We start from the raw sequence: 18903 nt of genomic DNA on the forward strand, positions 1-18903 counted from the left end.
TGTGGTTGCGGGGGCTGGATTTGAACCAACGACCTTCGGGTTATGAGCCCGACGAGCTACCGAGCTGCTCCACCCCGCGTCCGAATTGTCCCAAGCTGGCAGAGCAGTTGCCAGCTTGGGTGCGCCTTGATGTTCATAACTGAACAGCAAGACTGAATGTGGTTGCGGGGGCTGGATTTGAACCAACGACCTTCGGGTTATGAGCCCGACGAGCTACCGAGCTGCTCCACCCCGCGTCCGAATTGTGCCAACAAGACTGAGCAGTTGTCTGGTTGGGTATTGCTTCACTCAAGTCATCTTCGCCTAGCGATAAACACCTTGAGTATCAGATGGTTGCGGGGGCTGGATTTGAACCAACGACCTTCGGGTTATGAGCCCGACGAGCTACCGAGCTGCTCCACCCCGCGTCTGAGGTCGCCAATAATAGGCGCCAGCGCAAATATTGCAAGCAAAAATCTTGATAAAGTTGAAGGTGTAGATTAATGCGGCGCTAACAGCCCCTTTTACCAGCACCATGCTGCCTTTTTATGCGATGAAACAAGCCCTTGCCTCTGAAACCTCACCCGCCCCCCTCAAGGCAGGCAAGCTCAGCTGCCATTGGGGTGCCCGCTCTGGCTCACAAACGGCTTATTTTCCCCAGGGTCGACGCCGTCGATCTCCTTGGCGCGCCACAGTGACCCTCCCGTCAGGGCAACAAGCCCCTGCTGGTCGACAGGGGAGCCCAGCCTGCCTGATAGCCAGGCTCCGCCGTCTCAATGCAATAAGCGGTCTCAGTTCAGCATCTGCAAGGCGCCAGTGGCGGCTATCTCGGCGATCAGCAGGCCGCACAGGGTGGTCGATAGCACCACGGGGGCGGTCTCGCGCCGCAGATAGACAGGGCTGAACCAGAGCAGCAAGGTGGCGACAAGCAGCAGGGTCTGAGTCAGGATCCAGGGCAACAGCGCGCTCAGCACGGCGTCACTCGGCTGACTCATCAACATCAGGGCCACAAACCAGAGCAGGCTGGCAATCGCCGTCCCCAGCCCCACCATGGGCAACAAGGTGTTGAACGCCTGCAACCGGTGGCGGGCTCGCAGCAGCATCAGGTGAGCGAAGGCGGCGCCCAGCAGCACCATCTGCAACAGACCACTCACCCAGCCAGTCGCAGCCAGCAGTCCCAGTCCATAGAGGCTCAGGGGCAAGGCGGGCAGCAATAGCCAGGTGGCGGGGATGGCGCGTTTGCCCTCCAGTCGCGATTGCAGCAAGGAGACGCCGATGCCCAGTATCAGGGCCGCCCCACCGAGCCAGACTTGCCACTGGGGCGCCTTCGCCTCCACCGCCAGCATCACCGAGAGGCCACTGATGACCCAGACCGAGAAGCTCTGCTGGAGGATACGCGAGCGTTGACCCGGGCAGAGATCCCCGCGCCACAACACCAGTGCCAGCCAAGCGAGGGCCCCGAGTGCCATCAGGCCACTCAGGGGATAAAGCCATAGGGGTAATTGGGATAACATGAACGCCTCCTGTGATGAAGGGGGCGAGTATACCCAAACTCAAAGCGGAACCAAACGCCTGGCCCTCGCCGGAGCCACCAGCCCCTTGAACGCCCGGGGAATTACCACAAAGGCATCGGGAGTCAGCCCTGGCCCCTCGCCTGGGCCACTAACCCCTTGAACGCCCGGTGAATTGCCACAAAGGCATCGGGAGTCAGCCCTGGCCCCTCGCCTGGGCCACTAACCCCTTGAACGTCCGGGGAATTGCCACAAAGGCATCGGAGGTCAGCCCTGGCCCCTCGCCTTGGCCACTAACCCCTTGAACAGCTGGCGGATCACCACGGGGATATGACCTGGGCCCAGACGCTCAGCCTCCTCCACCACGGCCAATGCCATGCCGGGCTTGCTGCGATGGTGTATCGCCTTGTTGATGATGCGGCTGGCGCTGAGTGAGGATCGCCCCCCCACCCCGGCTTCGCGCCGAAACACCGCCTCGAAGCCGTTGTGATAGAGGTAGTGCTCGATGTCGGCGGCAGGCAGCTGCGTCAGACGATCCTGTTCCCGCTCCCCCTTGAGCAGGGATCGGGCCGAGCTGGCGTACTTCATCCCGGCCTCGTCGCCGTCGGTGAGCAGGTGCCACTCTATGCCAAAGTCCCGGGCCACCTTGATGAGGGGCGCCTGGCCGCACTGGGCAAACTCGATGATGCGCACCCCTTCGGCCCGCAGGCTGTAGCCGCAGAGCTGGGCCAGCTCTGACAGCAGCCAGATCTCGGTCTCCCCCTCCACCAGCAACCAGCAGCGGGCAAACAGCGACATGGGTCTGTTGATGCGCACATGAAAGGCGATCTTGCGCAGATCGTCGCTGCTGTAGCGCTCCCCCCCGAGTTGATGGCAGAGGATGTCCTGCTGGCGGCGCACCAGACGGCGCACCTGATTCAAGGGCAAGGAGGAGAGCAGATCGCCGGAGTTGGTGGTGAGCAGTTTCTGCGCCGGCAGTTGCTCAAGCAGCCCCCAGGCCAGGGAGAGCATGGTGGGATGGAGCCGGCTCTCCGGATCCTCCACGATCATGATGGGCCTGGCCCCTTGCTCCAGCTCCCGATTGCCGCGCGCATTGAGCAGGGCCCCCGCCATGCCCGCCATGGCCAGTTGCAGTGCCCGGTTGTCGGCGCTACGCAACAGGCTCTGCAGGTTGCCGGGGTTGCGCAGTGTCATGGGCCTGTTGATGATCTCCCGCTGGCTGCGCGGCTTGTATTTGATGGGGGCCAGGGCCTTGAAGTAGTGATCCGTCAGCTGGCGCACGGCGCTGAGCGCCTCCTTGAGTTCCTCTTCACCGATGCGTGAAGGCTCATCCCCCATCTTCTCCATCAGCTTGCCGAGGTGATGCTCGCTGGGCTCGGGCCAGGGCTGGGCCTCCTGGCCGAGCTGGGCGCTGCGGGCGTCGCGCAGCCGAAACACCGGGTTCATGGTGATGAGCAGAGTGACCAGAGGCCCGCTCTCCACCCCCTCCAGCACCTTGCCGATGCCATCGAGAAAGTCATGGCGACTCAACACGCTGCCATCATCGTGCAACTCGGCGCTGGCTCGATAGTGGATGCGATGGAACTTGTCTTTGTGAGACATCCAGACCGGGGCGAGACGGGCAAGGCGCTGGGAACGCAGGCACATCTCCGGTCGGTATTCGCTGAAGGTGAGCACCAGTTGCAGGCTGCGCGCCGAGGCCAGCTCGGGATCTTCGGGTCTGTGGAAGTCATCGGCATTGAACTGATAGGGCTCGGCTTCCTGGCCCAGCAGACACCAGAGTGCCCGCAGCAGGCTCGATTTCCCCCAGGCGTTCTCACCGATGAGCACAGTGGTGTTATCCAGGCTGAGCGAGAGGCGGTTTATCCCGCGAAAGCCTTTTATCTCGATACGTTCCAGAAACATAGCGCCCCATGACAGCAATCAACGTCTGGGAGTCATAGTGGCAAACTTGCCGGCCACTGCCTATGGCAGGGGGGAGATTTCAACGAGAACTGTGAGGCACTTCGGGTTCGGGGACACAGGGGAGAGGCAGGGACCAGCGAGGGGCGTTCCAGTGACTGAACCAGAGGTGGCGGCTGCGAGCCTGACGTTTGCTTTGTTTCAAGAGGCTTCCTTCTTATGAGATGGGATCATGGCGGTGGCGCACGGGTTGATGGGCGCGCCGCCACTATCTCCACCCAGCATGACAATCCGATGACAAGCGACTGCGCCACTGCCCCGGACTCAAACCAAAATCATCACGAAAGCGGTTACCCAGGTGGGCCGCAGACGAGAAACCACATTGGCTCGCCACCTCCCCCAGGGAGGCCCCGGCCAGCAAGAGCTGCTTGGCACGGCGCAATCGCAGCCCCTGCAGATAACGATGGGGAGAGGTACCCAAGGTTTGGGCGAACATGCGGCTGAAGTGGAATTCGCTCAGGCTGGCCTCGGCCGCCAGTTCGCCAAGCAAGATGGGCTGCGCAAGACGCCCGGCCATGTAATCACACACCCGCCGCGCCACTGCTGGCGCCAATCCCCCCTTGGGCAGCACCAGCGCGGGCGCCTCCTGGGTGTGATGACTAAAGGTATGCAGCAGCAGTTGATTGCAGATCTCGCCAAGGGCCAGCCGATTGCCCGCCTCCTGCCAGTCCAGGTGCTGAAGCTGGTTGGCCAGCCTCATCAAGACGGCATCGTCGATGAAGGTCTTGTCATCGAGCTGCAGATGGCGGCCCTCCCGATCGCAGACCTCCTCGGCGATCCGCGTCAGGTGTGCCGGGCTGAAATAGAGATGAAAGAAGCGAAACTCCTCGCGCACCAGCCACTCGGATCTGTGGTGATCCGGCATCAGGCAAATCTTGCCGACGCCGCCATGGCCCCCAGGGCCATCGAGCCGCTCCGTCTGCTCACCCCCTTGCAGATAGACGCTCAGGGTGTGATGGCCGGGTCTGTGGTAGCGCGTCTGATCGAAGCAGTTGCGCCAGCTGGCCAGCCCGAGCCCTGGCTCCAGCCAGTGGTGGGCCTCGAGCCGCGCCCCCGTGCTGACCAATGCATCGAATACCCCTGCAGCCATGTCGCCTCTCTCATCCTGAAGATCTCTGAACCCGGGGCTAGCCAGCTGGCGCCACAGGGTTCCTCGGGCAGCCCTTCGCTGACCGGTGAGTGTCCAGTCTACCCGCCCTCTCCGGCAGATGGCAGCCACCGGGGCGCCCCTTGGCAAAATAACCGCAAGATCCTGTAACCCGGCACGGGCCAGGGCAGGCCATGCTAAGACCAGAGTGAGAGAGCCGAGCTCCTCCTTTTACCCATTGCCGTCGCCTTTCTAAGGATCACCATGATGAATCTGACCCTCTATCTCGCCACCGTGCTCATCTGGGGCAGCACCTGGATTGCCATCGCCTGGCAACTCGGCCCCATCCCCATCGAGGTCTCGGTGCTCTATCGCTTCGCCCTGGCGGCCCTGGCACTCTTTGCCCTGCTCACCCTGAGCGGCAAGTTTCCCCGTCTGCCAAGACAAGGCCAGGGCTATGCCGCCCTGCTCGGCGCCCTGCTCTTTTCCACCAACTTCCTCTGCTTCTATCACGCCACCCAATACATCCCCAGCGGCCTCTCGGCGGTGGTGTTCGCCTGTGCCAGCATCTTCAACGGCCTCAACCTCTGGCTGTTCGAGAAACAAAAACCCAGCCGTCAATGGCTGCAGGGCTCAGTGATGGGACTGGCCGGCACCCTGCTGCTGTTCTGGCCCAGCCTGATATCGAGCGATCTGGGCGCCCAGGCCTGGAAGGGGCTCGCCTTCGCCTGCGCCGGAACCCTCTGCTTCTCCCTCGGCAATCTGGTCTCGGCCCGGGGTCAGCGCCAGGGTTTTACCGTGTTGCAGATGGTGCCCTGGGGCATGTTGTACGGGGTCATACTGCTGCTGGGCTGGGTGCAACTGCTGGGTCAAGAGCTGGTCTGGCCGACCGGCACCCGTTACTGGGGGGCCCTGCTCTATCTGGCGCTGTTCGGCTCGGTGATCGCCTTTACCGCCTATCTGACCCTGGTCGGGCGGATCGGGGCCAGCAAGGCGGCCTATGCCACCGTGCTCTTTCCCCTGGTGGCCCTGGGTCTCTCCACCCTGTATGAGGGCTTTGTCTGGCAACCGGTCTCCATGGTCGGCATGGCGGTCTGCCTGCTCGGCAATCTGGTGATCTTCGGATTGCCCAGGCGCCTGAAACCCCAACCGGTCTGACCCCCTTGCCTCTCGTCCCACAAGCCCCTAAGGTGGGGGCCGGACATGTTCGGGAGGCACGACACTATGTTACTGGAAGGGCTCGATACCCTGTTTTTGCTGGCCACGGAGGGCACCATGGGCAAGGTGGCCAGCCGCCTCTATATCAGCCAGTCGGCGGTCAGCAAGCGCATCAGCCAGCTGGAACAGCGGCTCGGCAAGAAGTTGATCGAACCCGATGGCCGCCAGATCAGGCTCACTCCCCAGGCGCACGAGCTGCTGACCCGTCTCGCTCCCACCCTGGCAGAGATGAAGGGACTGCTGGCCGACAGCCAGACCCTCACCGATGCCCATCCCCTGCCGGTTGCCTGCTCCGAGACCCTGCTGGCTGGCTACCTGGCCCCCTTCATGGCCGACTACCTGCGCCAGGATCCCTACTTGCTGATCTCCACCCACCACACCCCGGTGATCCTGGCGCGGGTGCGGGCCGGGGAGGCCCTGCTCGGGATCTGCGCCGGACGCCTGCCCCCCGGACACGGTTTGCACGCCGAGCTGCTGAGGGATGAACCCTTCTATCTGGTGGGGAGTGAGGAGGAGAGAGGCCCGGCTGCCAGCCTGTTCACCATGGATCTGGACAACCCGGTCAACCGCTATCTGGTCGCCCCCCTGGCCGAGCTGGGGCTGGCGCCGCGCATGCAGCTCGACTCCTATCTGGCGCTGATCGAGCTGGCCAAGGCGGGCATGGGGCCGGTGATGTTGCCCGAAGGGCTGCTGGCCCTGGTCGGCGAGCAGGGCAAGCAAGCCCGCCCCCTGCCCGGCATCAGTCGCCCCATCCACCTCATTTACCGGCCCAGCAGCCTGAAACGAGACAGAGCCAGCCGCCTGATCCAGGCCCTGACTCGCCACTTCGCCCAACTAAGGCCCCTGAGCGGCTGATGAGGCCCTTTATATCAATGCCCCATGTTCTGACCACAGTGCAAAGATGAGAGGCCGCGCCCGTGCAGGCGCGGCCTCCTGATGGCGCAGTGCCAGCGAAAAGAGGGTCAAGGGACGCAGACCTGTACCTGACTCAGTGCAGCCAGCTAAACAGGGCGGGATACTGGCTCCAGATAAGCTTGGCCGACATCAGCAGGGAGATGGTGACCAGCAAGGGTTTGATCAGCTTTACCCCTTTGATCAGCACCAGCTTGGAGCCAAATCGCGCGCCAATGAACTGCCCAAGCGCCATGGAGAAGCCGACGCTCCACACCACCTTGCCACCGAGGGCAAAGAAGATCAGCGAGGCGATGTTGGAGGTGAAATTGAGCAACTTGGTGTGGGCGGTGGCCCGCGCCATGCCAAACCCCGCCAGGGCGACGAAGCCGATGGCAAAGAAGGAGCCGGTACCCGGACCAAAGAAGCCATCATAGAAACCGACCCCGCCGCCAACCAGCAGTGCAAACAGCATGGGGGTAAGACGACGGCTGCTTTCCGCATCGCTCACCCTGGGGGAGAAGTAGAAGTAACAGGCAAAGGCCACCAGCAGGAAGGGGAGCAGCCGCTCCAGAATGGCGGCGTCTATGGTCTGCACCGCCAGGGAGCCCAGTGCCGCCCCGATAAAGGTGAAAATGACCGCGGGCCAGATGATATGCCACTCAATCAAGCCCCGGCGGGCATAGAACCAGGTGGCGGAGAAGGAGCCGAAGCTGCTCTGTAATTTGTTGGTGCCCAGTACCAGGGCGGGCGGCATGCCGGTGGCCAGCAGGGCGGGCACCGTCAGCAGACCGCCGCCCCCGGCGATGGCATCGATGAAACCGGCGGCCAGGGCGACGCCGAACAGCAGGATCAGGGTAGTAAGCTCAAACTCCATTTGCACCTCAGTCAGACAAGACAGGGCTCCTATCCTGCCAAGAGGAGGCGTGCAGGAGCCGGTTGCGCCTATCCTAAGCGCGGCTCACTCATTCACATAACGAAACAATGGCAGCCAATCAATTCCTTATTTTCATCTTTTATGTGACGGGCATTGGCCGCCTCTCGGGTCGAATCATCCCAGCGCTCATGACTCAAGCGGGGGTTGATTCCCGATTTTCATCATTTTCCCCCATCGGACTCAAGAAAGGGAGCAGCGCCTGCTGCAGGGCGGCATCCTCCTCCCCCGGCCAGCGATTGACCCGCCCGGCCATGTAGCGGCTGCTGAACAGGTTGAACCAGAGTTGCAGGCCAAGCCCGACCTGCACCTCCCCCGCGACTTCCAGCACACAAGCCGCCACCTCGGCGGTGCAGAGCTGATGCTCCTTGGGGGCCACCCTCATGCCATAGGTGGAGAGGCTCTCTGGACGCACGCTCAGCACAGGCAGCGCATCGAGATAGGGGCTCTTGTTGAACATCTTGCGTGCCTCTGGCCAGGTGCCATCGAGCAAGATAAACAGCGGCCGCTTGCCGGGCGTGGGCAGTACCTGCTCGGTCAGGCGCGCTGGCGCCTTTTCGCTCGCCGGAAACACCACATAAGGCTGCCACTCGGGATCCCTGAGCAGCGCCAGCAACGCGGGATGGGGCTCGGTGCGCGACCAGAGGAAGGCCCAGGTGGTGTCAGGCAAGACATCGGCGATGAGACGGCCCGTGTTGGAGGGTTTCATCGGCTCGCTGTCATACATCAACAGGCAGAAACCCGCCTCGGCCTTGAGCTCGGGACGCCAGTCACAGGCGCACCAGTCCCGGCGCAATTGACAGGCCTCGCAGCGTGGCACGCTCCCGCCCCGGGCCAGGAAAGGACGGGTAGAGATACTCTTGCGCCAGGTTCGCAGGCGATTGACGGCATGATCGGGGACTGGCTTCATGAAGGAGACTCGGCACAAAAGAGGACAAAAAGGGGCGGAATTGTAGCGAGGGTGTCCCTGGGCGGCAAGGCCCCTCCCATAAAGCCAGCAGACAGGGAGACCCTTTCTATACTCAACACCGCACGGTCACGCCACTCGGGGGTGACCTCTAAAGGAGAGAGCAATATGACGGAGCAAAGCAATGACCAGGCCCGGGAGCACGCCCTGGCCGAAGGCAGTACCTTTACCTGGCACGAACTCTATGTGCCCGATAGCGAGGCGGGGATCCGCTTCTATACCGAGGTGCTCGGCTGGCAGGTGCAGCAGACGGCGATGGAGGGGTTTGATTACCCCATGCTGGTCGCCAACGGTCGGCCCATCGCCGGGGTACAGGCCACTCGCGGCAATCCGCAGATGGAAGGGGTGCCACCTCATTGGGCGACCTACATCGCAGTCGATGATGTGGATGCCCGAGTCGCCAGGGTGACCCAGCATGGCGGTAGCCTGGTGGTTCCGGCCATGGATATCCCCAGCGTCGGGCGCATGGCCCTGATAGCCGACCCCCAAGGGGCGCATATCTGGCTGTTTACCCCGGCAGCCGGGGAGTGTTCACAGACATAAACCGCCATCAACAAGCGAGGGGCCCTGGGGCCCCTCGCTTGTTGTGTCTCCCTGCCCCTATGCGGGTTTGCGCACTATGCCTTCGAGGAACTGCGCAAAGCTGTGGCCATGATGCTCCAGCAATTTCGGGAACATGGAGATGGGAGTCATGCCCGGGAAGGTGTTGATCTCGTTGAGCAGGATCTCGCCATCGATGGTCAGGAAGAAGTCGATACGCGACAGATGGGTCAGTTTCAGTTGACGGAACGCCTTGAGGGCATAGGCCTGGATGGCATCAGACTGGGCCAGGGTCAGCCCTTCGGCATGCAGGGCGGTTTCGGTGTGGCTGGCGCTGCTGTACTTCTCTTCGTAGGTATAGAACTTGTCGGTCGGCACGCAGATCTCGCCCGGATAGGTCGCCACCAGCTCGTCGCCGTACTGATAGACGGCCACTTCCAGCTCCCGGGGCTTGACCGCTTTTTCGATCAGGACCTGCTCGGAGTAACCGAAGGCGTCCTTGATGCCCTGCACCAGTTCGGCTTCATTGCTGGCTGAGTAGCAACCCACCGAGGAGCCTTGGCAAGCGGCCTTGATAAAGACCCTGCCCCAGTTGGCCAAAGCGGCTTTGGCCTCATTCAGGCTGGTCTCATCCTGCTCGGTCAGGAACAGATAAGGGGTGTTGGGAATATCCAGGGCGGAGAGCCACAGCTTGGTGCTGATCTTGTTGAAGCAGAGCTTGCTCGCCTCGGCATCGCAGCCCAGGTAGGGCAGACCGGCCAGCTCGAGGAAAGATTGCAGATCGCCGGTCTCGCCCGGGTAGCCGTGGATACAGGGCACCACGAAATCCACCGGTCGCGCCACGCTGTCAAAAGAGAGCAGCCTGTCGAGCCCCAGCTTGCACTCGCGGCCGTCAGCGCTGAGCCAGCGATCGGCAAACATCTCGACCCGGGTCACGTCGACGCCGGGCAGGAGGCCGAGTTGTTGCTCGATGAAATTGGCACTGCGCAGAGAGACTTCGTGCTCGGAGCCACCGCCGCCGCACAGCAGCAAGACATGCATCTTCTTCATTGATTGGGATCCCTTGGGAGAAGCGGCCGCGTCATCCTCGGCGGCGAACAGGAAACCAGCCACCGGACGTAAGCCAAGTGCGGCCAGTGTAGCAAGCAAGAATACGCCTTGTCAGCTGATGGCAGCGCCCGGACGCTCAGACCGGGCACAAAGCCGCGCTACTGGCCAACAAAGCGCCAATTTCTGTCAACCTCAGGCCCGCGGCCACGCGGCCCTGCAAGGCGGAGATCAACGGGACGGGTCGACCCGGCCAGGGGCGGTACCATTGACCCTGAACCATCCCGCGATGCTGTAACGCTCCTGACGGGCGGCCAGCACCTCGTGGGGAAACTCCTCGGACAAAAACAACACCAGTCGCCCCCCCTTGGGAGAGACATCCATCAGATGCTGTTCACTGTCGTCATAGACGCGCAGCACGCCGCCATCGTCCGGCTGCCAGCCATTATTGAGATAGAAGACGGAGGTGAGGCGGCGGTTGGAGCGCCCGGCGAAGGCATCCCTGTGGGTCGCGTAGAAATCACCGGGTCGATAACGGGCAAAATGGGCCTCGTAATCAAAGAGTCCCAGCATCAGCATGCGGTTGGCTGCGATGCGCAAGGATTCCATGCGCGCCAGATAAGCCGCCACCGGGGCCCCCAGCTCCCCATCCAACCAGTGGATCTGATCCCGGCGGATCTCGGGATTGCCCTGATGCTGCCCCTCACGACCAATGCCGGCCTGTTGCCACTCATCGGGCAGGCAGGCACGCAGCAGATCCACCTCAGCGGCGGAGAGAAAATCGTCCACTATCACCCAACCCTGGGTGTAAATGGCATCCATGACGGCGTTGTAATCCACGGGATAGGCTCAAAAAGTAGCAGTGGCGCTTTTTATCGGCTTTTGGGGCGGCTCACAAACCGGATTGCAACTCGATACGAGCCTCAGCATCAATATGAAGGCCCTTTCAGCCGCCCCCCTTGCTCTGCACCACCGGCTCAGCTAGCGTTGCCTCAGGATCCTGGGCGATTAACCACAGACGACGAGCATCAATATGACCCTGAGCAAGCTAACACTCACCCGCCTCGATGGCAGCGAATACCCCCAGCGCGAGTTGCAAAATAGGGTGATCCTGGTGGTCAACGTCGCCAGCCGCTGCGGTTTTACGCCCCAATACACCGGCCTGGAAGCCCTCTATCGTCAGTTTTCCCCCCTGGGGTTGACCATACTCGGCTTTCCCTGCAACCAGTTTGGCGGCCAGGAACCCGGTGAGGCCGACGAGATAGCCCGCTTCTGCACGCTGGATTACCCGGTCAGCTTCCCCATCATGAGCAAGTGCGAGGTCAATGGTCCCCGCACTCACCCCCTCTATCGCTGGCTCAAGGCCGAGCAACCGGGTCTGCTGGGTTCGGAGGCGGTCAAATGGAACTTCACCAAGTTTCTCATCAACCGTGATGGCCAGGTGGTGGCTCGCTATGCCCCCCAGACAACCCCGGAGTCCCTGGCCACCGACATCGCAGCCCTGCTCTGAGCCCGTTAAGCCCGAGTCATTAACCGCCCATTATCACGCTGCGCGTTGCCTCAGATAGACTTTGAGTCGCAACGCCCCACCCGTACACTCCTGGGTCAGGAGTCTTGTCACCGATGGCGGCTGCCCTTGGCCGCGATCTCTGCTATATTATGCGCCCATGCTGATCGGCTGGTGCGCCCCAAGGTGCCACCGCAATGTGTGTTCCCGGTGGTTCCTCTCACGACGCCACCGCTATCGCAGTTTCTTCGGGGTTGGTGGCGCCAATGGCGCGCGTCGATCCCAGCTGAGCCAATGCTCAATGTCAGGAGTCTCTCTCTAAGATGTCATTTAACGAACTGGGCCTGTCGCCGCACATATTGCGTGCCGTCAAGGAGTTGGGTTACGCACAGCCAACCCCTATCCAGCAACAGGCTATTCCGGCCATTCTGGCAGGCCAGGATGTGCTGGGCGGCGCCCAGACCGGGACCGGCAAGACAGCTGGTTTCACCCTGCCCATGCTGCACCGTCTGCTGGCCAATCATGGCCGTGGCGGACGCCGTCAGGTCCGCGCCCTGATCCTGACTCCGACTCGCGAGCTGGCCGCCCAGGTCGGTGAGAGCATCATCAAGTACGCCAATCATCTGCCGTTCCGGACCTTGATAGCCTACGGTGGCGTCAGCATCAAACCCAATCTCGAGGCCATCAAGCTCGGGGTCGACATTCTGGTCGCCACCCCCGGTCGCCTGCTGGATCTGCTGACCCAGCGCGCCCTCACCCTGACCGAGCTGGAAGTGCTGGTGCTGGATGAAGCGGATCGCATGCTCGACATGGGCTTTATCACCGACATTCGCCGCATTATGAAGGCGCTGCCGGAAGAGCGGCAGACCCTGCTGTTCTCCGCCACCTTCTCGGACGAAATCAAGGCGCTGGCCGATGACTTGCTCAAGAGCCCGACCCTCATCGAGGTGAGCCCGAGCAACAGCACCGCCGAACAAGTCAACCAGCGTGTCATCAAGGTGGATCGTGAGCGCAAGCGCGAGCTGCTCTCCCACATGATTGGCCGGGGCAACTGGCAAAGAGTGCTGGTATTCGTGCGCACCAAGCTTATCGCCGACCGCCTCGCCCAGCAGATGGTCAAAGACGGCCTCAATACCGTCGCCATCCACGGTGACAAGACCCAGGGCGCCCGCAACCGGGCCCTTGCCGATTTTCGCGAGGGCAAGGTGCGGGTACTGGTTGCCACCGACATCGCCGCCCGCGGTCTCGACATCGATCTGCTGCCGCACGTGATCAACTTCGAGCTGCCGCAAGTGGCCGAGGATTACATCCACCGGATCGGTCGTACCGGCCGGGCCGGTCGGGGTGGCGAAGCCATCTCCCTGGTCAGTCTGGATGAGCTGGATCAGCTCAAGGCCATAGAGTCCTTGATAGGCCAAAGCATCCCGAGCGAAATTCAGGAAGGGTACGAGCCTAGCGGCAAAGTGACGCGCCAGAGCCTGCCCAGTAACAAGCCGATACAAAACCGCGACCGTGGTGGCCACGTCAATGCCAAGCACAACGTCAAGGCCAGAGAAAAAGCCGCCAAGGAGCAGCCTGCTGCCAGGGGAAAACCCGCCACCAAGCCGAAACCCAAAGCAGTTGGCAGTAAAGCGGCGGCGCCGGCACGTCAGAAAGAGCGTGGCGGTGAAGACACCGGCTTCGCCCCGATGCGCCGCCTGCCCAAGACCCAGCGCGATGGCTATCAGGACAACTCCAACGAGGAGTAAGAGAGCCTCTGTGCGGCTACCCTGTACCGCCAGGCCTGAAATACAAAAAACCGCACTCGTGCGGTTTTTTTATTGATGCCATTTATCCTGCGAAAAGACCGTTTCGCAGCGCTCCAGCATCCGCTCCGACTGTTCGCCAAAGCCCACGCCCGACCCTGCCCCATCGCGGTTGGCAAAATCGAGATTGGGCTGCGTGCCCACCCCTTTGGTCGCGGCACATTCAGGGCGCCTTCACTCCTGGGCGGTCAGCACCATGTGCAACAGCGGATAGGGCTTGCCCTGGCCATCCAGGGGAGAGCGCCCCGTCACCCCGAAACCCAGGTGCTGATAGAAGCCGAGGGCCTGGGCATTCTGCTCGTTGACGCCCACCCGGGTCGCCCCCAGGCAATGGATAGCGTGGTCCACCAGCTGGCGGCCGACCCCGCTCCCTCTCGCCGCGGGGGCGATGAAGAGCATCTCGATGTTGCCCTCAGCCACCCCGATAAAGCCGACGATAACCCCATCCTGCCTGGCGCAATAGAGGCGCACGGCATCGAAATAGTGTTCGAGGATAAGGGGCCTCAGGGTGGCGATGTCTTCCTCTTGCAGGAAGTGATGGGTGGCGCGCACCGAGGCCTCCCAGATGGCGATAAGCGTCATGTGATCGCCGCTTTCTGCCGGTTCAATCTTCATATGCCGGTTCTCCTGTGGATCTCTATGGCTGGCCCATCAGGCCCCTATCGAGCTGCCATGACGTCGGTGCGCTTGATGACAAAGCCCTTCTCGATACCCGCCTTGAAGCCCAGCTTCTCATAGAGTCGGTGGGCCTCCTCACGCCCCTCCCCCGACAGCAGCATCACCTTGTAACACTCCATCTCCCAGGCGATGGCGAGCGCCCGGGCTATCACCTGCTGGCTCAGGCCCTGGCGGCGAAAGGCCGCTGCGGTGATCACATGCTCTATGATGGCAAAGGGTTTGCCGCCGTTGGTCAGGGTGGGGATCACCCCCAACTGGCAGGTGGCGGCCAGCTGGCCCTCCACCTCGGCCACCAGGAGTTGTACTCCGGGCTCGGCCAGCAGTCGCCTCAGCGCCTCCCTCGCCACCGACGGCGCCAGCACGGGATCATTGGGCCTGAGTTCGGCGTAAAGAGTGAGCAGGCCCGCCAGATCCTCTTCCTTGCACTCTCTAATCACCACAATGGCAACCCTCCTGATCTTCTATGTTCCCCAGCGCCCTATGCGGATCTGGGGGCAAACATGATGATGGCCATCCCTGCCAGGGCCACCCCAGCACCGACCAGATCCCACAGCGTCGGCCTGATGCCATCCACCGCCCAGAGCCAAAGGATGGCCACGAAGATATAGACGCCCCCATAGGCGGCATAAACTCGTCCGGCGGCGGTCGGATGCAGTGACAACAGCCAGGCAAACAGGGCCAGACTGAGGGCCGCGGGCAGCAGCAACCAGATGCTCTTGCCCTGGGTCAGCCACAGATAGGGCAGGTAGCAGCCGAGGATCTCGGCGACCGCCGTCACCAGAAACAGGGCCATGGTTTTGAGTTCAATCATGTGCGGTTCAATCATCCTTGCCGATAAGAGCGCTTCTCTTGGCAAATCATACTGTTATATCGGCGCGCTTCAATCGACTTCTGATTTCGGCCCATGAAAGAGCCATCAAGATGGCGGCAAGGCCCTGAGGGATAGCCAGGTGGTTGAGTGCGGGGCAGCCATATCGGGCCCTCTCCCGGGAAGGGAGAGGGCCGAGGGGCTCAGCGGGTCTTGACCGCCTGGAGCAGCGCCGACACATCAGGGCCGAACTGGCGGCTGCGGATCGCGGTGCGGATGTCACTTTCGCTGTAGCGGCTACCCGGGTAGACCAGCACGCAGGAGGTGTCGCCGGGTTGGAGGAAATGGGTCTCGCCGAACGGGGTATAGCGGGTGGCGCCTATGCTGATCAGGGCATGTTGCGGCCTGCCCGCCTGGGCCATCAACCCCTGGATGTGCTCGGCCGGACCTGCGTCCTGCTGATGGTTGAACTTGTCGACGGCCCACTCCAGCAATTGCTGATGGAAGTAGCTGTAATCCACAGCCGCGCTGTCTATCCCGTAGCCATGCAGCTCGCCATCACGCTCCAGATAGCAGGCGATGCGGTAATCATCGAGCTCGCAGCCGGCGGCAAAATGGGACAGGGGCAACAAATGGGCGGCCAGTCCCTTGCTCTCCGGGCCCCAGTTCTTCTTCTCGCTGATTTTTTTGGCATTGGGACGGCGGATGGAGCAGTCGTTATAGGCGCCAAACGCCTTGGGATGGATGGCAACCACCTGCTCCCCCGCATATTCCAGCTCGCACCAGAGCGCCACTTCCGGCTCTATCTGCACCTTTTCGTCGCCGCTCACCGCCGCCTCTGGCAGGAAGATGGCCGCTTCACTTAACGGGAAGACGCCGAGCTGGCCCGGATGGGACGGCACATAGAAGGGGAACAGCGCCTTGGGGGCCACCTTGTCCACCACCTGCACGGCAACAAAGTCCGCCGCCTCGCCCGCCTGCTCCAGATGACCGGCGAAGTTGCCCGCCACCCCGAGTCCGATAAAATTGCGTTGTGCTGTGACTCGCATCTCTCTACATCCTCTTTTGTCGCACCCGGGAAATTCGCGCCTATGGCGCCGGGTAACTACCGCTAAAGTGGCAGGAATTAAAACACAGCAGCCGAGTCCCGCCCAGCCCCGGCGCGCCATCCTGTGCGCCAGGGCGAACTTTTGGGCGCCCTCTGACGGCGTCTCGCGGCAAAGCATCCTCCATGCCCGGAAACACTCAGTTTCCAACCCGGCCCGGCATGCCCCTTGGGCGAGTGCGCCAACTTTGTTAGGCTGCCCGCCATCCCCTGCCACCGCGAAGGCATCCTAGCCCGGCGGGCAGAAAACCCGCGCAGGCACGCCCTGCCCGGACATCATGACTCAAGAGGAGAAGACCATGACTCAGATAGACAAGCTGGCCTGGCTAACGATTCAAGAACGCCGCTTGCTGTGCGTACGCTCTCATGGCAAGCGCCTCTTCTATATTCCGGGCGGTAAACGCGATCCCGGCGAGAGTGACGAAGCCGCCCTGCTGCGTGAAATCACCGAAGAGCTGAGCGTTCGGCTCGCCCCCACGACCCTGCGCCTGGCGGGTGATTTTCAGGCCCAGGCCGATGGCAAGGCTGATGGCGTCATGGTGCGGCTGCGCTGCTTCTTTGGCGAGGGCCAGGGCATTCCCACCCCGGCCGCTGAAATCGCCGAGCTGGCCTGGTTGGGGAGCCAGGACAAGGAACGTCTCTCCGCCCCCGCCCTGTTGGTGGTGAACTGGCTGCACGAGCAGGATCTGATCGACTGAGCCCGCTCTTCACAGTGCATGCATCAGGGTGAGCGATGCTCGACAGTATCGATATCAACTTGTTATAAGGAGCCTTGGGCCGTCCATCCCGATGACGGCGACATACCGCCCCTGACGGAGGCGGTGCCGCGCCGTTGACCGCGTCACCGCCGACGTCATTTCCCGATGAATGATTGCACCCATGGCGTGCACTAAATAGAGGATTGCACGGATGCCCTCACTGTCTGACCCGGCTGGCGCTGTTGAGTCCATGGATGCTGCCCATGCCGCCCCCTGGCAATTGCTGCATCTGACTCACCTGGCCGAACATGAACTGCCTCTCGCCCGACTGCTGCAGGAGGTCGTTCAGGATGGTGCCTCCATCGGCTTCTTGCCGCCCATCAGCCTCGCCGAGGCCAGGGCCTACTGGCAAGGGGTCGAGCAGGGGCTGCAAAGGGGAGATCGCCGACTCTGGTTGGCGCTGGCCCCGGCTCAGCAAGGGGGCGCGCTGCTTGGCAGCGTGCAACTCTCGCTCTGTGGCAAGGCCAATGGCAGCCACAGGGCCGAGGTAGAGAAGCTGATGGTGGCCCCTGGCGCCCGGGGGCATGGCCTGGCGCGCGCCTTGATGGGCGTCATGGAGCAGGGCGCCATCCAGGCACAGCGCCGCCTGCTGGTGCTCGACACCCGGGTCGGTGATGTCGCTTCCCATCTTTATCAGCGACTCGGATATCAGGCCGCGGGGCAGATCCCCGATTTCGCCATCAATGGCGATGGCAGCCTGGCCGCGACACAATTTTTCTACAAACGGCTGTCACTGGACTGAGCCTGGCACGCACCCCTTGCGCCAGCCCGCTAAGGCTGGCGCAAGCTCCCCCATTGAAGGAGTCAAGATGATACTGGAAGTCGCCCCACTCACCATCATCCCGGGCCAGGAGGCCGAGTTCGAGGCCGCCTTCGCCGAGGCCAGCGCCCTCATCAGCGCCATGCCGGGCTATCTGGGTCACCAGTTGCAAGTCTGCATGGAGCAGGGCAACCACTACCTGCTGCTGGTGCAATGGCAGAGACTTGAAGATCACACCGAGGGCTTTCGCACCTCGCCGCAATACCAGCAGTGGAAGACCCTGCTGCATCACTTCTATCACCCCTTCCCGAGCGTGCTCCATTACCAGGGGGTCATGGCCCAGGCCCCGGGCCAGCCCCTGCTCTATCCGGGGCGCGAGCAGGCATCCTGAATCGGACAGGGTTGCTAAGGCCAGCCTACGCAAGAGGGCTCTGCACCCCGTTCAAGGACGCAGACTCACCCCAGCGATCCGGCCCGCACCCTTATCTCGGGATCGGCGAAGGCGGCCTGCGCCGCAATGAGCTGCAACTCATAGGCCCCCTGCTGCCAGGTGTGCAGCAGGACGGCATCGACGGCGGCATTGGTACGCTCGAAGGCGCTGACGGCATCGTGACCGGCCAGCAGGTTGGCCAACATCAAGGCGCTGATCAGATCGCCGACGCCGACCGGCTGGCGGGGGAAATCATAGAGGGGGCGATGGATCAGGTGATCCCCCGCCGGGGTACAGAGCAGCATCTCGAAGCGTCCCGGCTCGCTGGCCGCCCGGCCCAGGTGTTTGACCAGCACCAGACGGACCCCTTTGTCCAGCAGGCTGTGGGCCGCGGCGCGCGCCCCCGCCAGAGAGTCGATATGCAGACTGCACAGGGTCTCCAGCTCCAGCAAGTTGGGCGCCAGCATGTCCGCCATCGCCAGTGCCTTGTGAGTGAGAAAATCGGTGACACCGGGGGCGACGATGCACCCCTTCTCAGGGTGACCCATCACGGGATCGCAGAAATAGAGTGCTTGCGGGTTGGCCTCCTTGACCGCCGCCACCACCGCGAGGATCTCGTCCCCCTGCTCGGCCGAGCCCAGGTAGCCGCTCAGCACGGCGTCGCACTGAGCCAGTACCTCGATATTGGCCAATCCTTCCCCGAGGGCTCGGATATGGCCCGCTGGCAACGCCATGCCCTGCCAGCCTGCCTGGTATTGGGTATGATTGGAAAATTGCACCGTATTGACCGGCCACACTTCCATGCCGAGGCGGCGCATCGGGAAGACGGCGGCGCTGTTACCGGCGCAGCCAAACACCACATGGGACTGGATGGAGAGAATTCGTTTCATGGCAAGGCTCGAAGGCAGAAAATAGA

At 62.5% G+C, this 18903-nt stretch carries 20 protein-coding genes and 3 tRNA genes; 8 read left to right on the plus strand and 15 right to left on the minus strand.

All coding sequences use genetic code 11. The annotated features are described in order from the left end of the window. Positions 1–2: 2 nt before the first annotated feature. The 6 genes from M2366_RS00005 to M2366_RS00030 form a co-directional block, all read right to left on the minus strand. Positions 3–79, minus strand: a tRNA-Met gene (locus M2366_RS00005). Between the two features lie 80 nt (positions 80–159). Beyond that, positions 160–236: transfer RNA gene (locus tag M2366_RS00010), tRNA-Met, on the minus strand. 94 nt (positions 237–330) lie between these two features. Next, positions 331–407: transfer RNA gene (locus M2366_RS00015), tRNA-Met, on the minus strand. Positions 408–770: 363 nt separating this feature from the next. Then, positions 771–1493 carry a hypothetical protein gene (locus M2366_RS00020; RefSeq protein WP_259236591.1) on the minus strand — a complete coding sequence of 241 codons (723 nt, stop codon included), beginning with the start codon at positions 1491–1493 and terminating at the stop codon, positions 771–773. Positions 1494–1757: 264 nt separating this feature from the next. After that, on the minus strand, positions 1758–3395 hold the full coding sequence (locus M2366_RS00025; protein WP_259268652.1) for an ATP-dependent endonuclease: 1638 nt from the start codon (positions 3393–3395) through the stop codon (positions 1758–1760). Between the two features lie 265 nt (positions 3396–3660). Beyond that, on the minus strand, positions 3661–4542 hold the full coding sequence (locus M2366_RS00030) for a helix-turn-helix domain-containing protein (RefSeq protein WP_259236593.1): 882 nt from the start codon (positions 4540–4542) through the stop codon (positions 3661–3663). A 264-nt stretch (positions 4543–4806) separates the two neighbouring features. On the opposite strand from M2366_RS00030, the gene M2366_RS00035 reads away from it, so the two are divergent. Both M2366_RS00035 and M2366_RS00040 read left to right on the plus strand, forming a co-directional pair. Further along, positions 4807–5697: a DMT family transporter gene (locus M2366_RS00035; RefSeq protein WP_259269091.1), complete on the plus strand. Its 891-nt coding sequence runs from the start codon at positions 4807–4809 to the stop codon at positions 5695–5697. A 66-nt stretch (positions 5698–5763) separates the two neighbouring features. Continuing rightward, the gene (locus M2366_RS00040) at positions 5764–6612 is read left to right on the plus strand and encodes a LysR family transcriptional regulator (RefSeq protein ID WP_224432827.1); all 849 of its coding nucleotides are present in this window, start codon (positions 5764–5766) and stop codon (positions 6610–6612) included. Between the two features lie 133 nt (positions 6613–6745). Here M2366_RS00040 and M2366_RS00045 read toward each other — a convergent pair whose 3' ends face one another. Then, on the minus strand, positions 6746–7525 hold the full coding sequence (locus tag M2366_RS00045) for a TSUP family transporter (RefSeq protein WP_224432826.1): 780 nt from the start codon (positions 7523–7525) through the stop codon (positions 6746–6748). 193 nt (positions 7526–7718) lie between these two features. After that, entirely contained in the window at positions 7719–8492 is a 774-nt protein-coding gene (locus tag M2366_RS00050) for a tRNA-uridine aminocarboxypropyltransferase (RefSeq protein WP_259268653.1), read from the minus strand. 165 nt (positions 8493–8657) lie between these two features. On the opposite strand from M2366_RS00050, the gene M2366_RS00055 reads away from it, so the two are divergent. Beyond that, positions 8658–9092: a VOC family protein gene (locus M2366_RS00055; RefSeq protein ID WP_042042363.1), complete on the plus strand. Its 435-nt coding sequence runs from the start codon at positions 8658–8660 to the stop codon at positions 9090–9092. Between the two features lie 57 nt (positions 9093–9149). Here the strand turns inward: M2366_RS00055 and M2366_RS00060 are convergent, their stop codons facing one another. Together M2366_RS00060 and M2366_RS00065 are read right to left on the minus strand one after the other, a co-directional pair. Beyond that, the gene (locus tag M2366_RS00060) at positions 9150–10139 is read right to left on the minus strand and encodes a D-alanine--D-alanine ligase (RefSeq protein ID WP_259269092.1); all 990 of its coding nucleotides are present in this window, start codon (positions 10137–10139) and stop codon (positions 9150–9152) included. A gap of 228 nt (positions 10140–10367) precedes the next feature. Further along, a complete protein-coding gene (locus M2366_RS00065; protein WP_224432824.1) occupies positions 10368–10976 on the minus strand; it encodes a 2OG-Fe(II) oxygenase in 609 nt (202 codons plus the stop codon). A gap of 193 nt (positions 10977–11169) precedes the next feature. On the opposite strand from M2366_RS00065, the gene M2366_RS00070 reads away from it, so the two are divergent. Beyond that, positions 11170–11646, plus strand: a complete 477-nt coding sequence (locus M2366_RS00070; RefSeq protein WP_259268654.1) for a glutathione peroxidase — start codon at positions 11170–11172, stop codon at positions 11644–11646. Positions 11647–11966: 320 nt separating this feature from the next. Continuing rightward, the gene (locus M2366_RS00075; protein WP_042042359.1) at positions 11967–13391 is read left to right on the plus strand and encodes a DEAD/DEAH box helicase; all 1425 of its coding nucleotides are present in this window, start codon (positions 11967–11969) and stop codon (positions 13389–13391) included. A 231-nt stretch (positions 13392–13622) separates the two neighbouring features. Here M2366_RS00075 and M2366_RS00080 read toward each other — a convergent pair whose 3' ends face one another. From M2366_RS00080 to M2366_RS00095, 4 genes are all read right to left on the minus strand, one after another. Then, the gene (locus M2366_RS00080) at positions 13623–14063 is read right to left on the minus strand and encodes an acetyltransferase (protein ID WP_259268655.1); all 441 of its coding nucleotides are present in this window, start codon (positions 14061–14063) and stop codon (positions 13623–13625) included. A gap of 44 nt (positions 14064–14107) precedes the next feature. Further along, the gene (locus M2366_RS00085) at positions 14108–14569 is read right to left on the minus strand and encodes a GNAT family N-acetyltransferase (RefSeq protein ID WP_259269093.1); all 462 of its coding nucleotides are present in this window, start codon (positions 14567–14569) and stop codon (positions 14108–14110) included. Between the two features lie 35 nt (positions 14570–14604). Continuing rightward, positions 14605–14937: a YnfA family protein gene (locus M2366_RS00090; RefSeq protein WP_259268656.1), complete on the minus strand. Its 333-nt coding sequence runs from the start codon at positions 14935–14937 to the stop codon at positions 14605–14607. Positions 14938–15137: 200 nt separating this feature from the next. Then, complete coding sequence (locus M2366_RS00095; protein WP_259268657.1) at positions 15138–15983, minus strand: DUF5718 family protein; 846 nt, start codon at positions 15981–15983, stop codon at positions 15138–15140. A 355-nt stretch (positions 15984–16338) separates the two neighbouring features. On the opposite strand from M2366_RS00095, the gene M2366_RS00100 reads away from it, so the two are divergent. The 3 genes from M2366_RS00100 to M2366_RS00110 all read left to right on the plus strand — a co-directional run bounded on the left by M2366_RS00100 (position 16339) and on the right by M2366_RS00110 (position 17948). Beyond that, positions 16339–16737, plus strand: coding sequence for an NUDIX domain-containing protein (locus M2366_RS00100; protein WP_259268658.1), 399 nt, complete (start codon positions 16339–16341; stop codon positions 16735–16737). 211 nt (positions 16738–16948) lie between these two features. Continuing rightward, positions 16949–17539, plus strand: coding sequence for an N-acetyltransferase (locus tag M2366_RS00105; RefSeq protein WP_259236602.1), 591 nt, complete (start codon positions 16949–16951; stop codon positions 17537–17539). Positions 17540–17606: 67 nt separating this feature from the next. Beyond that, positions 17607–17948: an antibiotic biosynthesis monooxygenase gene (locus M2366_RS00110; RefSeq protein ID WP_259268659.1), complete on the plus strand. Its 342-nt coding sequence runs from the start codon at positions 17607–17609 to the stop codon at positions 17946–17948. A gap of 65 nt (positions 17949–18013) precedes the next feature. On the opposite strand, the gene pdxY is transcribed toward M2366_RS00110, so the two are convergent. Further along, positions 18014–18877 carry a pyridoxal kinase PdxY gene (pdxY, locus tag M2366_RS00115; protein ID WP_259268660.1) on the minus strand — a complete coding sequence of 288 codons (864 nt, stop codon included), beginning with the start codon at positions 18875–18877 and terminating at the stop codon, positions 18014–18016. Positions 18878–18903: the final 26 nt, after the last annotated feature.

The organism is Aeromonas sp. BIGb0405 (genome assembly GCF_024807335.1).
Classification (GTDB): Bacteria; Pseudomonadota; Gammaproteobacteria; order Enterobacterales; family Aeromonadaceae; genus Aeromonas; species Aeromonas rivuli.

Bases quoted from the DNA above. Each gene is read 5' to 3' on its own strand.
- M2366_RS00020 (WP_259236591.1), bottom strand. From the start codon at position 1,493: ATGTTATCCCAATTACCCCTATGGCTTTATCCCCTGAGTGGCCTGATG.
- M2366_RS00025 (WP_259268652.1), bottom strand. From the start codon at position 3,395: ATGTTTCTGGAACGTATCGAGATAAAAGGCTTTCGCGGGATAAACCGC.
- M2366_RS00030 (WP_259236593.1), bottom strand. From the start codon at position 4,542: ATGGCTGCAGGGGTATTCGATGCATTGGTCAGCACGGGGGCGCGGCTC.
- M2366_RS00035 (WP_259269091.1), top strand. From the start codon at position 4,807: ATGAATCTGACCCTCTATCTCGCCACCGTGCTCATCTGGGGCAGCACC.
- M2366_RS00040 (WP_224432827.1), top strand. From the start codon at position 5,764: ATGTTACTGGAAGGGCTCGATACCCTGTTTTTGCTGGCCACGGAGGGC.
- M2366_RS00045 (WP_224432826.1), bottom strand. From the start codon at position 7,525: ATGGAGTTTGAGCTTACTACCCTGATCCTGCTGTTCGGCGTCGCCCTG.
- M2366_RS00050 (WP_259268653.1), bottom strand. From the start codon at position 8,492: ATGAAGCCAGTCCCCGATCATGCCGTCAATCGCCTGCGAACCTGGCGC.
- M2366_RS00055 (WP_042042363.1), top strand. From the start codon at position 8,658: ATGACGGAGCAAAGCAATGACCAGGCCCGGGAGCACGCCCTGGCCGAA.
- M2366_RS00060 (WP_259269092.1), bottom strand. From the start codon at position 10,139: ATGAAGAAGATGCATGTCTTGCTGCTGTGCGGCGGCGGTGGCTCCGAG.
- M2366_RS00070 (WP_259268654.1), top strand. From the start codon at position 11,170: ATGACCCTGAGCAAGCTAACACTCACCCGCCTCGATGGCAGCGAATAC.
- M2366_RS00075 (WP_042042359.1), top strand. From the start codon at position 11,967: ATGTCATTTAACGAACTGGGCCTGTCGCCGCACATATTGCGTGCCGTC.
- M2366_RS00080 (WP_259268655.1), bottom strand. From the start codon at position 14,063: ATGAAGATTGAACCGGCAGAAAGCGGCGATCACATGACGCTTATCGCC.
- M2366_RS00090 (WP_259268656.1), bottom strand. From the start codon at position 14,937: ATGATTGAACTCAAAACCATGGCCCTGTTTCTGGTGACGGCGGTCGCC.
- M2366_RS00095 (WP_259268657.1), bottom strand. From the start codon at position 15,983: ATGCGAGTCACAGCACAACGCAATTTTATCGGACTCGGGGTGGCGGGC.
- M2366_RS00100 (WP_259268658.1), top strand. From the start codon at position 16,339: ATGACTCAGATAGACAAGCTGGCCTGGCTAACGATTCAAGAACGCCGC.
- M2366_RS00105 (WP_259236602.1), top strand. From the start codon at position 16,949: ATGCCCTCACTGTCTGACCCGGCTGGCGCTGTTGAGTCCATGGATGCT.
- M2366_RS00110 (WP_259268659.1), top strand. From the start codon at position 17,607: ATGATACTGGAAGTCGCCCCACTCACCATCATCCCGGGCCAGGAGGCC.
- pdxY (WP_259268660.1), bottom strand. From the start codon at position 18,877: ATGAAACGAATTCTCTCCATCCAGTCCCATGTGGTGTTTGGCTGCGCC.